Origin of the sequence: Bradyrhizobium sp. HKCCYLRH2047, assembly GCF_051168175.1 — a bacterium.
Classification (GTDB): Bacteria; Pseudomonadota; Alphaproteobacteria; order Rhizobiales; family Xanthobacteraceae; genus Bradyrhizobium.
The window spans coordinates 352,772-365,053 of record NZ_JBNPUM010000001.1 but is presented as its reverse complement, the minus strand read 5'-3'; the positions used below and the strand labels follow the sequence as shown (position 1 = coordinate 365,053).

Below are 12,282 nucleotides of genomic sequence, written 5' to 3'. Positions count from 1 at the left end.
CGGCCCGCGGGGTGCGAATCGCCGCTCAGAGCCCTCTCGTCGAGGCGGCCCGACCGCCCGATGCAATCCCAGGAAGCATTCCATGGCATCGAATCTGGACACATTGGTTACCGTCTTCGGCGGCTCCGGCTTCGTCGGGCGCAACGTGGTCCGGGCGCTGGCCAAGCGCGACTACCGCATCCGCGTCGCGGTGCGGCGGCCGGAGCTCGCCGGCCACCTGCAGCCGCTCGGCCGGGTCGGTCAGATCCACGCCGTACAGGCCAATCTGCGCTATCCCGACTCGGTGGCATCAGCGCTGCGCGACAGCCATGTCGCCATCAACCTCGTCGGCATCCTGACCGAGAGCGGCGCGCAGACCTTCGAGGCCGTGCAGGCCGAGGGTGCCGCCACCGTCGCCAAGGCGGCCGCCGCGGCCGGCGCCCGCATGGTGCATGTCTCGGCCATCGGCGCCGATGCGGAGTCGGCGTCTGCTTACGCCCGCGCCAAGGCGGCCGGCGAGGCCGCCGTGCTGGCGGCGGTCCCCGAGGCCGTGATCATGCGCCCTTCGGTCGTGTTCGGCCCCGAGGACCAGTTCACCAACCGCTTTGCGGGGCTTGCGCGGATCTCGCCGTTCCTGCCGCTGATCGGCGGCGGCGAGACCAAGATGCAGCCGGTCTATGTCGGCGACGTCGCGTCAGCAGTGGCCGATGCGGTCGACGGCAAGGCGCAGCCGGGCGCCACCTACGAGCTCGGCGGGCCCGAAGTGCTGAGCTTCCGGGAGATCCTGAAAATCATCCTCGAGATCACCGACCGCGACCGCGCGCTGCTGCCGGTGCCGTTCGGACTGGCGAAGATGAAGGCAACCTTCCTGCAGTTCGCGCCGGGGCCGCTGAAGCTGACGCCCGACCAGGTCGAGCTGCTGCGCCACGACAACGTCGTGTCGGAGGCGGCGAAGGCGGCCGGCCTGACTTTTCAGGGCCTGGGCATCACGCCGGATTCACTCGAGGCGGTCGCCCCGCAATATCTCTGGCGCTTCCGTCCCGCCGGGCAGTTCCAGCGCAAGAACGCGTAAGAAGGGCCCCCCTGCTAAACGCCGTCATTGCGAGGAGCGAAGCGACGAAGCAATCCAGAGTCCCGCCCACCACACTGGATTGCTGCGCTTGCGCTCGCAATGACGAGCGGAGAGAGACGGGCCGACTTACTTGCCGAGGGCCAGCGCGATCAGGCCGATCGTGCCGACGATGACGCGCCACCAGGCGAACAGCACGAAGCCATGGCGGGTGACGTAGCCGAGGAACGCCTTCACCACGATCATCGCGGTGATGAAGGACACGACGAAGCCGATCGCGATCAGGCCGAGGTGATCGGACGTCATCTCGGCGCTGCTCTTGTAGAAGTCGTAGACGAAGGCGCCGACCATGGTCGGGATCGCCAGGAAGAAGGAGAATTCCGCCGCCGAGCGCTTGTCGCCGCCGAGCAGCATCGCCGCCACGATGGTGGCGCCGGAGCGCGACACGCCGGGGATCATCGCCAGGCACTGCGCGACGCCGATCCACAGATACATCATCAGCGGATAGCGCGTGGCGTCGTGCTCCCGCGGCTTGAGATCGATCTGATCGACCCACAGCAGGATGGCGCCGCCGACGATCAGCGAGAAGCACACCACCCAGGGATCGAACAGGAGCGCCTTGATGTACTTGCCGGCGATGAGGCCGACAACGACCGCGGGCAGGAAGGCGACCAGCACGCCGATGATGAAGCGGCGGTCGTCAGGGTTCGTCAGCGCGCCGATCGCGACGCGGGTGAGCTTGAAGAAGTACAGCGCGACGATGGCGAGGATGGCGCCGAGCTGGATCAGGATCGCGAAACTCTTCCAGAACCCCTCGTCACCGAGCCCGAAGAAGCGCTCCGCCAGCAAGAGATGGCCGGTCGAGGATACCGGAAGAAACTCGGTGACGCCCTCGATGATGCCGAGAAGCACCGCCCGCAGCGTATCTGACATCATGGATCGGATCCTGGATTGCCGGCAAAACGCCGCCCTTCTCGCCTATTCGGCCCCCGCCCGCAATTGCAAAAAACGGCATGGGCGGTCCTATCGGATGAATGAACCGGCGCGTGAGCGCAGCTTACGAATCAGAACGCGACGGGTCCGGAGGGCCGATCCAGCTCACCGACGCGTGTTCCCCGAACGTCGTTTCCCGCATGCTGACCCGTCGCCCTACTGCTTACACTTTCGCCGACCATGCGCTAATGGTCCGATTCGCGAGCGCAACCGCGCGCCGGTATCGGGACGAGGCATCGGTGCGAACCGATGGTTGATTGTTCGTTAAGCGCCGCAGCCGCGGAATCGTCGAAAGGCTCCATGTACACGCTCTTCCACCATCCCTTCTGCCCGCATTCACGCTTCGTCCGGCTGGTGCTCGGCGAATACGGGCTCGATCTGCGCCTGGTGGAGGAACGCGCCTGGGAGCGCCGCGAGGCGTTTCTCGTGCTCAATCCCGCGGCCACCACGCCGGTGCTGTCGGTCGAAGGCCTGCCGCCGGTGCCCGGTGTCGGCGTGATCGCCGAATTCATCGATGAGACCTGCGGGCTTGAGATGGGCGATCGCCGGCTGATGCCGGGCACGGCGGCCGAGCGCATCGAGGTGCGCCGGCTGATGGACTGGTTCAACACCAAGTTCTTCGAGGAGGCCTCGAACCTCTTGGTCACCGAGCGCATCTACAAGCGCTTCATGAGCGAGGAGGATGGCGGCGGGCCGCCGTCGACCGACGTGATTCGCGCCGCCAAGACCAATGTGCGCTATCATCTCGCCTATATCGGCTGGCTCGCGCAGCGGCGCAATTTCCTGGCCGGCGACCGCCTGACCTATGCTGATTTGGCCGCCGCCGCGCATCTGTCGGCGATCGACTATCTGGGCGACGTGCCATGGATCGAGGACGACGCCGCGAAGGCGTGGTACGCGCGGGTGAAGTCGCGGCCGTCGTTCCGGCCGCTGCTGAGCGACTGGCTGGCCGGCGTGCCGGCGTCGCGCACCTATGTGGATCTGGACTTCTGAGCGCCGATAGGCCCACGCCGGAGACGTTGAAGGCGGCGCTGGCCGCCGAGGCGCAGCGGCTGGGCTTCGATGTCATCGGTCTCACCGCCCCGGTCGTGAGCGCCGAGCGGGCCGCCGCGTTCGAACGCTTCCTCGCCGCCGGCCAGCACGGCGACATGGACTGGCTGGCGCGCGAGCCGTCCCGCCGCACCGATCCCACAACGCTGTGGAGCGAGGTCCGCAGCATCATCATGCTGGGCGTCAATTACGGCCCCGACGAGGACCCGCGCGCGGTGCTGTCCCAGCGCAGCAATGCTGCGATCTCGGTCTATGCCCGCGGCGACGACTATCACGACGTCATCAAGAAGAACCTCAAGACGCTCGCGCGCTGGCTGGTCGCGCAGGCCGGCTGTGACGTGAAGGTGTTCGTCGACACCGCGGCCGTCATGGAGAAGCCGCTGGCCGAAGCGGCCGGGCTCGGCTGGCAGGGCAAGCACACCAACCTGGTGTCATCAGGCTTCGGCTCCTGGCTGTTCCTCGGCGCCATCTACACCACGCTGGACCTGCCGCCGGATGCGCCGGAGCTCGATCATTGCGGCTCCTGCCGGGCCTGCCTCGACAGTTGCCCGACCGCGGCCTTCCCGGCCCCCTACAGCCTCGATGCACGGCGCTGCATCTCCTATCTGACGATCGAGAACAAGGGGCCGATCCCGCGCGAGTTCCGCAAGGCCATGGGCAATCGCATCTACGGCTGCGATGACTGCCTCGCCGCCTGTCCGTGGAACAAGTTCGCGCAGGCTGGACGCGAGGCGAAGCTGGCGGCGCGCGACGCGTTGCGCGCGCCTTCACTGGCGAAGCTGGCCGCGCTCGACGATGCCGCGTTCCGCGCGCTGTTCGCGAAATCGCCGATCAAGCGCATCGGCCGCGACCGCTTCCTGCGCAACGTGCTGATCGCGATCGGCAACTCCGGCGATGTGGCGCTGACGCCGTCCGCCGAGCGGCTGGCCACCGATCCGAGTCCGCTGGTGCGCGGTGCCGCCGCCTGGGCCTTGGCGCAACTGCTCGACCCGGGGGCTTTTGCCCAACGTGCGACGATTGCGCTGGCGACCGAGGCCGCCGAGAGCGTCCGCGCGGAATGGCAAGTCCGATGCTGAAGCAGGCCGCCTCAGCCCATCTCGCCAACGGCGGCCAGCATGCGCGCGATGTCCTGCGGACGCGACAGCCGGTGGTCGCCGTCCTGGATCATGGTCAGCACCACGTCTTCGGCGGGCAGGCGGTGGGTCAGCGCGAACGCATGCTGCCAGGGGACGTCCGGGTCCTGCGCGCCCTGCAGGATGCGCACCGGGCAGCCGATCTTGATGGCACCGCCGAGCAGGAGATGATGACGCCCGTCCTCGATCAGCGCCCTGGTGATGGGATAGGGCTCGCCGTACTCCGACGGGCGCATCCAGACGCCGTTGGTCTCGATCTCGGTCCGGACCGCCGGCGAGAAGCCCTTCCACATCAGCTCCTCGGTGAAATCGGGCGCCGGGGCGATCAGGACCAGGCCCGCCAGCGTCGCTTCGGCCGGCTCATCGAGCAGCGCGCGCGCCAGCAGCAGCGCCATCCAGCCGCCCATCGAGGAGCCGACCACGACCTGCGGTCCGCGGCAGAATTGCCGGAACACGGCAACGCTCTCCTCGAGCCAGCGGCTGATCGTGCCGTCGACGAAGCGTCCGCCGGATTCGCCGTGCCCGGAATAGTCGAAGCGGACGCAGGCGCGGCCGCGCCCGGCGGCCCAGGCATCGAGGGCCAGTGCCTTGGTGCCTTTCATGTCGGAATTGAAGCCACCGAGCCAGAACAGCCCGGGCGGATGGCCTGGCCGCGCCCGCACCGCGATCCGGCGCGACGATTCGCCCGCGCCGACGGTGATGAAGACAGGCGGATCGGCATTCTCTGCAGCAGGGTTCATGGATCGTTACTCGCTGTCGGGTGTTGTGTGGGCGAACCGGCCGTTTCCGTCAATCGGCCAAGCTTGACGCTGCCGCTTGCGAAAGCGCGCGGCGCACTCTATGTCCCCCGGCGGAACCACGAGGGCCCGAAAAAGCGCGAGTTTGATCGCAATTCTCGGCCGTGTGGCTTCCTTGGGGGAATGCATCGACGCACGAGTCTCGCGCATGCGTCGCAGGAGCCGCGACGGCCGGGCGGAATTTCGACGCACCGGACAGTTGCGACCTTGCCCGCGAAAGCATCTTCCTTCAAACTAGCCGCCTTCTTCCACAACCTTGGAGAACTACCCATTCGCCGCCCCAATCGAGCCCCGCCCGCTGCCGTCAAAGACGGGCCGCGCACCAATGATGAGATTCGCAATGCGCAGATCCAGCTGATCGATGCCGAAGGCACCAACCGTGGTGTCGTCGAGACCGTTGTCGCGATCAAGATGGCCGCTGACGCCGGCATGGATCTGGTCGAGATTTCGCCGAACAACACGCCTCCCGTCTGTAAGATCATGGACTACGGGAAGTACAAATATTCGGCGCAGAAGAAGGCCGCCGAGGCCCGCAAGAAGCAGAAGGTCGTTGAGATCAAGGAGATCAAGCTCCGCCCGATGATCGACGACCACGACTACGACGTGAAGATGCGCGCGATGCAGCGGTTCTTCGAAGAGGGCGACAAGGTCAAGATCACGCTGCGCTATCGCGGCCGCGAAATGGCGCACCAGGAGATCGGCACCAAGCTGCTCGACAAGGTGAAATCCGACGTCGCAGCGTTCGCCAAGGTCGAGCAGGACGCCAGGTTCGAGGGCCGTCAGGTGGTCATGGTTCTGGCGCCGCGCTAGGTCCAGCACACCGACACCCGAAGCCGGGCCCGCCACGCGTTTGGCGGGCTTTTCTCTTGAGGGCGCCCGCCAGGACCGCTCTTGCGGGCCGGGGTCAGGACCGCGTCGCCTGCCACCGCCCCCGGCAGGTTCCGGACGAGCCTTTGCCGCTCCAGCGACCGAAACCTGAGGTGGCGCCGAGCCGGCCGGTGCCACTGGCCGAGGCGCCACCCTGGGATACCCGCACGGTGACGGCGCCGCCGCGGCCAACCGAGCCGGTGATGTTGGCGGTGCTGTTCGAGAGGACCCGGCCCCTGCTGATCCGGATCGGGAAGCTGTAGCCCTGGTCGCAACTGCCGGCCTCGGTAATGATCAGCACGGTCCAGGCGCCATCGAAGCCGGCAGCGTGCGCAGGCCTCGCCGGCAGGCCTGCGAGGCCCGTCAGCAGCGCGGTCGTAAGGGCGGCGGAGATGGCGCGGCGAATGAGGCGGGTCATGGTCGATCCTCGACTGTCATGGTCGGCTGATCATGGGTCGGAATAGCCGATTCCGTGGTTCGACGTTGCCAACTGGCTTTGTCTCTGGCATAAGCGCGGCCTTCGTCGCCCGGCTGATCAAGGGCTGCCGTGGCGATGTTTCTGTGCGGGTGGATCCTCGTTTGGACCCGAAACCTGAGCACAACCAACGCTCTAACGAGCATTTTCGCCGGATGGCGCCGCTTTTGCGGGCGGCTTGCCGTTGGCATCAAGGAGAGCCAAATGCCCAAGCTGAAGACCAAATCCGGCGCCAAAAAGCGCTTCAAGGTGACTGCCACCGGCAAAGTGATGCACGCCCAGCGCGGCAAGCGCCACGGCATGATCAAGCGGACGAAGAAGCAGATCCGGCAGCTGCGCGGCACCCGCGTGCTGTTCAAGACCGACGGCGACAACGTCAAGAAGTACTTCTTGCCGAACGCCTGACCGGCCTCTCGCTTCCGAACCCCTGGCCGCCTCAAAGCCGCGGCTGATCGTCATCTCTGAATCCAAGGATTTCCGGCATGTCTCGCGTCAAACGCGGTGTGACCGCCCACGCCAAGCACAAGAAAGTCTTCAAGGCCGCCAAGGGCTATTACGGCCGCCGCAAGAACACGATCCGCACCGCCAAGCAGGCCGTCGAAAAGGCCGGCCAGTATGCGTTCCGCGATCGCAAGCGCAAGAAGCGCACCTTCCGCGCGCTCTGGATCCAGCGCCTGAACGCCGCCGTGCGCCCGTTCGAGCTCACCTACAGCCGATTTATCGACGGCCTGTCCAAGTCCGGCATCACCGTCGACCGCAAGGTGCTGTCGGATCTCGCGATCAACGAGCCCGCCGCGTTCGAGGCGATCGTTGTGAAGGCCAAGGCGGCGCTCGCCGCCTGATCGCCCAGCGCATCGTGAGGGTTTCAAAAGCGGCCGATGCTCTCGGCCGCTTTTTGCTATCCGGCGACATGCCGATTGCTTGCCTGCTTTCGCTTGACCCGTGTCGCCCGCACGGCGACAACCAGCCGCCTTTTATTCCGCGGAGATTTTGACCGTGTCCGACCTCGCTACGCTCGAAACCTCGATCCTCGACCAGATCGCCGCCGCCGGCGATGAAGCCGCACTGGAAGCCGTCCGCGTCTCGGCGCTCGGCAAGAAGGGCTCGATCTCGGCGCTGCTGGCGACGCTCGGCAAGATGTCGCCGGACGAGCGCAAGACGCAAGGCGCGGCGATCAACCTCGCCAAGGACAAGGTCACGCAGGCGCTGACCGCGCGCCGCGAGGTGCTCAAGGCCGCGGCGCTCGACGCGAGGCTCGCGGCCGAGACCATCGACGTCACGCTGCCGCTGCAGGATTCGCCGGCCGAGACCGGCCGCATCCATCCGCTCAGCCAGGTGATGGACGAGCTGACCACGATCTTCGCCGACATGGGCTTCTCGATCGCGGAAGGCCCCGATGTCGAGACCGACGACTACAACTTCACCAAGCTGAACTTCCCGGAAGGCCACCCCGCACGCGAGATGCACGACACGTTCTTCTTCAATCCGAAGCCGGACGGCTCGCGCATGCTGTTGCGCACCCACACCTCGCCGGTGCAGGTGCGCACCATGCTGAGCCAGAAGCCGCCGATCCGCGTCATCTGCCCGGGCCGCACCTACCGCATCGATTCGGACGCGACCCACACGCCGCAATTCCACCAGGTCGAGGGCCTCGTCATCGACAAGGGCTCGCATCTCGGCCACCTCAAATGGATCCTGCACGAGTTCTGCAAGGCGTTCTTCGAGGTCGACCACATCAACATGAAGTTCCGGCCGTCGTTCTTCCCGTTCACCGAGCCGTCGCTCGAGGTCGACATCCAGTGCCGCCGCGACAAGGGCGAGATCCGCTTCGGCGAGGGCGAGGACTGGCTGGAGATTCTCGGCTGCGGCATGGTGCATCCGAACGTCCTGCGCGCCTGCGGCATCGATCCCGACGAGTACCAGGGCTTCGCCTGGGGCATGGGCATCGACCGCATCGCGATGCTGAAATACGGCATGAGCGACCTCCGCCAACTGTTCGAAGGCGACGTCCGCTGGCTGTCGCACTACGGCTTCAAGCCGCTGGAGGTGCCGACGCTGGCCGGGGGATTGAGCACGTGACGATTGTCGGCCCCAATGTTTCCCAGCAAACGCTAGGACTCCCTCTCCCGCTTGCGGGGGAGGGCTGGGATCTGCGCGCTCTTACTTCGACAACCATCGGTCTCTCCGTTCCCTCCCCCCTTGTGGGGGAGGGTCAGGGAGGGGGGTAGCCCAGGATGCCGCACGCCGTTGTCAGCAACCGCCAGCGCAACCGAGCGAAGCAACTTCGCCAGGCGATGACGCGCGCCGAGACGCTGCTGTGGCGCTACATCAAGGCCGACCGAATTGACGGCGCCAGCTTTCGCCGCCAGGTGCCATTTCGCAACTACATCGCAGACTTCGCCTGCTTCTCGGCCAAGCTCGTGATCGAGCTCGATGGCGAGTCGCACGATTTCACCGAACGGCAGGCAAGAGACGCCGAGCGTGACGCCTTCTTCGCAGCCGAAGGCTTCGAGGTCCTCCGCTTCACTAATGAGCAGGTGACCTCGAATCTGGAAGGTGTTGTTGCGGCAATCCGCCAAGCCATTGCCGACCGCGCCCGCGGCTTACCCCCCTCCCCACCCCTCCCCCACAAGGGGGGAGGGAGCGGAGAGAGCGTCGCAAGCGACCAAGACAGCGAACACGACCACACTCACGATACAAACACCAGCAAGATCCGAGGCATGCAGCCATGAAATTCACGCTGTCCTGGCTGAAGGACCATCTCGACACCGATGAGTCGGTCGAGACAATCGCCGACAAGCTCACGATGATCGGCCTCGAGGTCGAGCATCTCGAGGACAAGGCGAAGCTGCTCGCGCCGTATAGGATTGCGCGCGTCGTCTCCGCCGAGCAGCACCCGAACGCCGACCGGCTGCGCGTCTGCATGGTCGACACCGGTGACGGTGGCGCGCCGGTGCAGGTGGTCTGCGGCGCGCCGAATGCGCGCGCGGGGCTGGTGTCGGTGTTCTCGCCGCCCGGCACCTACATCCCCGGCAAGAACATCACGCTCTCGGTCGGCACGATCAGAGGTGTCGAGAGCCGCGGCATGCTGTGCTCGGCGGCCGAGCTTGAGATCTCCGACGATCACGACGGCATCATGGAGCTGCCGGCGGATGCGCCGATCGGCACCCCCTATGCCGAATGGGCCGGGCTCGGCGATCCCCAGTTCGAGATCAATCTGACGCCGAACCGCCAGGACTGCACCGGCGTGCACGGCATCGCACGCGACCTCGCTGCCGCCGACATGGGCAAGCTGAAAGACCCCGGCATCAAGCCGATGAAGGGCGAATTCCCCTGTCCCGTGACAGTCGTGCTCGAAGACGAGAAGCTGTGTCCCGGCTTCGCGCTGCGGCTGGTGCGCGGCGTCAAGAACGGCCCGTCGCCGAAATGGCTGCAGCAGCGCCTGACCTCGATCGGCCTGCGCCCGATCAACGCGCTCGTCGACATCACCAACTACATGACATTCGACCGCGCGCGTCCGCTGCACGTGTTCGATGCCAAGAAGGTCAAGGGCAACCTGGTCGTCCGCTGCGCCCGCGACGGTGAGACGCTGCTGGCGCTGGACGGCCGTACCTACACGCTCGACGATTCGATGTGCGTCATCGCCGATGACGCCGCTGTCGAATCGCTCGCCGGCATCATGGGCGGCGAGGCGTCGGGCTGCGATGAAGACACCACCGACGTGCTGATCGAATCGGCGCTGTGGAACGAGATCAACATCGCCCAGACCGGCCGCAAGCTCGGCATCAACTCCGATGCGCGCTACCGCTTCGAGCGCGGCGTCGATCCGGCCTTCATGGTGCCGGGCCTGGAGATGGCGACCAGGCTGGTGCTCGACCTGTGCGGCGGGACGCCATCGGAAACCCTCGTCGTCGGCAATCCCTTCGGCGATGACCGCATCGTCGACTTCCCGCTCACCGAGGTGAAGCGGCTGGCGGGCATCGAGGTGCCACTGACCGAGATGCGGCGGATCCTGACGCATCTCGGCTTCGTGGTCGCAGGCAATGGCCCGGTCGTGAAGGTCGCGGTGCCGTCCTGGCGCAGCGACGTCCACGGCAAGGCTGACATCGTCGAGGAAATCGTGCGCATCGTCGGCGTCGACAAGGTGCCGATGACGCCGTTCGAGCGCGGCGATGCGCCGCGCAAGCCGGTTCTGACGCCGCTGCAATTGCGCACGCGGCGCGCCAAGCGCGCGTTGGCGGCACGCGGCATGGTCGAAGCCGTGACGTGGTCATTCATCTCGAAGCCGGCCGCCGAATTGTTCGGCGGCGGCAAGGCCCAACTCGCACTCGCCAATCCGATCGCGGCCGATCTCTCGGACATGCGCCCGAGCCTTTTGCCGGGCCTGATCGCGACTGTGCAGGCCAACGCCGATCGCGGCTTCGGCGATGCCGCGATCTTCGAGGTCGGGCAGGTCTTCAAGGACGACGGCCCGACGGATCAGTTCGTGGCCGCGAGCGGCATCCGCCGTGGCATCGCCTCGGCGAAGGGACTCGGCCGGCATTGGACAGGATCGCAGCCGGCCAGTGCCTACGACGCCAAGGCCGATGCGCTCGCCGTGCTGGCGGCGGCCGGCGCGCCGATGGCGTCGCTGCAGATCGTTGCCGGCGGTCCGGCCTGGATGCATCCGGGTCGCTCCGGCACCATCCAGATGGGACCGCAGAACGTGCTCGGGCATTTCGGCGAGCTGCATCCGCGCACGTTGGAGACGCTCAAAGCCGACGGCCCGCTCGTCGCCTTCGAGGTCATCCTCGATCGCATTCCGGCCGCCAAGGCGAAACCGACGCGCGCCAAGCCGGTCCTGGAGCTCTCGGCGTTCCAGCCGGTGTCGCGCGACTTCGCCTTCATCGTCGACCGCAAGGTCAAGGCCGGCGACATCGTGCGCGCCGCACAGGGCGTCGACAAGAAGCTGATCACCGATGTCACCGTGTTCGACGTCTACGAGGGCAAGGGCATCGAGGACGGCAGGAAATCGGTCGCGATCGCCGTGACCCTGCAGCCACGCGACAAGACCATGACCGACGAGGAAATCGACGCCGTCGCGGCGAAGATCACCGCCGACGTCGCCAAGAAGACCGGCGGAACGTTGCGCGGATGAGCCTGTCCGGGCTCATCCCTGCCGACCTCAGCTCCTTCGCGACGGTCGCGCTGGCGATCACGGCCTTTATCGCTGCGACCGCGCGCGGCTTCTCCGGCTTCGGCTCGGCGCTGATCTTCATGCCGCTCGCGAGCAGCTTTGCGACGCCCCGTCTGGTCGCGCCGCTGCTGCTGGTGATCGATTTCGTCTCGATGGCCCCGATGGTGGCGCCGGCCTGGCGCGAGGCCGACCGTAAGGCCACCGCGGTGATCGTTACGGGCGCGTTGGTCGGCGTGCCCGTGGGCACCTATTTCCTCAGCCGGCTGGACCCGGTCACCGTCCGCTGGATCATCACCGGTTTCGTGCTCGCGCTGCTTGCGCTGCTGCTGTCCGGCTGGCGCTATCGCGGCAGGGAGTACACCGCACTGTCGGTCGCTGTCGGCTGTATCTCCGGATTTTGCAGCGGACTGGCGCAGACCGGGGGCCCGCCGATCGTCGGCTACTGGCTGGGACGCCCGATCCCGCCGAAGATCGCGCGAGCGAACATCGTGCTGTTCTTCGGCGCATCGGACTTCTTCGCGATGGTGAGCTACGCAATGAGCGGGCTGATCTCCTGGGATTCGCTGAAGCTCTCGCTGCTGATCGGGCCGGTCTACGCGCTTGGCGTTGCGTTCGGCGCTTCGCTGTTCGGCCGCGCCAGCGAGCAGGTGTTCCGCGCCATCTGCTATGTGCTGATCGCAATTGCCGTCATCGCCGGCCTGCCGGCCCTCGACGGCGTGCTCGGGCGAGGCTAGCCTCCCCGC

At 66.6% G+C, this 12,282-nt stretch carries 13 protein-coding genes; 10 read left to right on the top strand and 3 right to left on the bottom strand.

Translation table 11 applies throughout. The features are described 5' to 3' along the window. Positions 1-82: 82 nt before the first annotated feature. A complete protein-coding gene (locus ACQR1D_RS01700; RefSeq protein ID WP_434893670.1) occupies positions 83-1,051 on the top strand; it encodes a complex I NDUFA9 subunit family protein in 969 nt (322 codons plus the stop codon). A gap of 126 nt (positions 1,052-1,177) precedes the next feature. Here ACQR1D_RS01700 and ACQR1D_RS01695 read toward each other — a convergent pair whose 3' ends face one another. Continuing rightward, entirely contained in the window at positions 1,178-1,984 is an 807-nt protein-coding gene (locus ACQR1D_RS01695; RefSeq protein ID WP_434838715.1) for an undecaprenyl-diphosphate phosphatase, read from the bottom strand. Between the two features lie 357 nt (positions 1,985-2,341). Here ACQR1D_RS01695 and ACQR1D_RS01690 point away from each other — a divergent pair, with 357 nt between their 5' ends. Then, entirely contained in the window at positions 2,342-3,034 is a 693-nt protein-coding gene (locus tag ACQR1D_RS01690) for a glutathione S-transferase family protein (protein WP_316182999.1), read from the top strand. After that, positions 2,983-4,167 carry a tRNA epoxyqueuosine(34) reductase QueG gene (gene queG, locus ACQR1D_RS01685; protein WP_434838890.1) on the top strand — a complete coding sequence of 395 codons (1,185 nt, stop codon included), beginning with the start codon at positions 2,983-2,985 and terminating at the stop codon, positions 4,165-4,167. The genes ACQR1D_RS01690 and queG overlap by 52 nt, the downstream gene beginning before the upstream one ends. Before the next feature lie 11 nt (positions 4,168-4,178). On the opposite strand, the gene ACQR1D_RS01680 is transcribed toward queG, so the two are convergent. Beyond that, positions 4,179-4,964, bottom strand: coding sequence for an alpha/beta hydrolase (locus ACQR1D_RS01680; RefSeq protein WP_316239380.1), 786 nt, complete (start codon positions 4,962-4,964; stop codon positions 4,179-4,181). 327 nt (positions 4,965-5,291) lie between these two features. Here ACQR1D_RS01680 and infC point away from each other — a divergent pair, with 327 nt between their 5' ends. Further along, complete coding sequence (infC, locus tag ACQR1D_RS01675) at positions 5,292-5,831, top strand: translation initiation factor IF-3 (protein WP_315805664.1); 540 nt, start codon at positions 5,292-5,294, stop codon at positions 5,829-5,831. Positions 5,832-5,925: 94 nt separating this feature from the next. Here infC and ACQR1D_RS01670 read toward each other — a convergent pair whose 3' ends face one another. Continuing rightward, positions 5,926-6,306 carry a hypothetical protein gene (locus ACQR1D_RS01670; protein WP_315805634.1) on the bottom strand — a complete coding sequence of 127 codons (381 nt, stop codon included), beginning with the start codon at positions 6,304-6,306 and terminating at the stop codon, positions 5,926-5,928. A 261-nt stretch (positions 6,307-6,567) separates the two neighbouring features. Here ACQR1D_RS01670 and rpmI point away from each other — a divergent pair, with 261 nt between their 5' ends. The 6 genes from rpmI to ACQR1D_RS01640 all read left to right on the top strand — a co-directional run bounded on the left by rpmI (position 6,568) and on the right by ACQR1D_RS01640 (position 12,273). After that, complete coding sequence (gene rpmI, locus ACQR1D_RS01665) at positions 6,568-6,768, top strand: 50S ribosomal protein L35 (RefSeq protein WP_008539890.1); 201 nt, start codon at positions 6,568-6,570, stop codon at positions 6,766-6,768. A gap of 77 nt (positions 6,769-6,845) precedes the next feature. Next, positions 6,846-7,205 (top strand): 50S ribosomal protein L20, encoded by a 360-nt coding sequence (gene rplT, locus ACQR1D_RS01660; protein ID WP_172113603.1) that lies wholly within the window; start codon positions 6,846-6,848, stop codon positions 7,203-7,205. Positions 7,206-7,359: 154 nt separating this feature from the next. Next, complete coding sequence (gene pheS / locus ACQR1D_RS01655; protein WP_434838716.1) at positions 7,360-8,442, top strand: phenylalanine--tRNA ligase subunit alpha; 1,083 nt, start codon at positions 7,360-7,362, stop codon at positions 8,440-8,442. 155 nt (positions 8,443-8,597) lie between these two features. Beyond that, positions 8,598-9,095, top strand: coding sequence for an endonuclease domain-containing protein (locus tag ACQR1D_RS01650; protein WP_315805632.1), 498 nt, complete (start codon positions 8,598-8,600; stop codon positions 9,093-9,095). Further along, positions 9,092-11,500 carry a phenylalanine--tRNA ligase subunit beta gene (gene pheT, locus ACQR1D_RS01645; protein WP_434838717.1) on the top strand — a complete coding sequence of 803 codons (2,409 nt, stop codon included), beginning with the start codon at positions 9,092-9,094 and terminating at the stop codon, positions 11,498-11,500. The genes ACQR1D_RS01650 and pheT overlap by 4 nt, the downstream gene beginning before the upstream one ends. Continuing rightward, complete coding sequence (locus ACQR1D_RS01640) at positions 11,497-12,273, top strand: sulfite exporter TauE/SafE family protein (protein ID WP_434838718.1); 777 nt, start codon at positions 11,497-11,499, stop codon at positions 12,271-12,273. The genes pheT and ACQR1D_RS01640 overlap by 4 nt, the downstream gene beginning before the upstream one ends. Positions 12,274-12,282: the final 9 nt, after the last annotated feature.

What these genes read in the sequence shown, in the direction of transcription:
- ACQR1D_RS01700 (WP_434893670.1), top strand. Translation starts at nt 83, where the DNA reads ATGGCATCGAATCTGGACACATTGGTTACCGTCTTCGGCGGCTCCGGC.
- ACQR1D_RS01695 (WP_434838715.1), bottom strand. Translation starts at nt 1,984, where the DNA reads ATGATGTCAGATACGCTGCGGGCGGTGCTTCTCGGCATCATCGAGGGC.
- ACQR1D_RS01690 (WP_316182999.1), top strand. Translation starts at nt 2,342, where the DNA reads ATGTACACGCTCTTCCACCATCCCTTCTGCCCGCATTCACGCTTCGTC.
- ACQR1D_RS01680 (WP_316239380.1), bottom strand. Translation starts at nt 4,964, where the DNA reads ATGAACCCTGCTGCAGAGAATGCCGATCCGCCTGTCTTCATCACCGTC.
- ACQR1D_RS01670 (WP_315805634.1), bottom strand. Translation starts at nt 6,306, where the DNA reads ATGACCCGCCTCATTCGCCGCGCCATCTCCGCCGCCCTTACGACCGCG.
- rpmI (WP_008539890.1), top strand. Translation starts at nt 6,568, where the DNA reads ATGCCCAAGCTGAAGACCAAATCCGGCGCCAAAAAGCGCTTCAAGGTG.
- rplT (WP_172113603.1), top strand. Translation starts at nt 6,846, where the DNA reads ATGTCTCGCGTCAAACGCGGTGTGACCGCCCACGCCAAGCACAAGAAA.
- ACQR1D_RS01650 (WP_315805632.1), top strand. Translation starts at nt 8,598, where the DNA reads ATGCCGCACGCCGTTGTCAGCAACCGCCAGCGCAACCGAGCGAAGCAA.
- pheT (WP_434838717.1), top strand. Translation starts at nt 9,092, where the DNA reads ATGAAATTCACGCTGTCCTGGCTGAAGGACCATCTCGACACCGATGAG.
- ACQR1D_RS01640 (WP_434838718.1), top strand. Translation starts at nt 11,497, where the DNA reads ATGAGCCTGTCCGGGCTCATCCCTGCCGACCTCAGCTCCTTCGCGACG.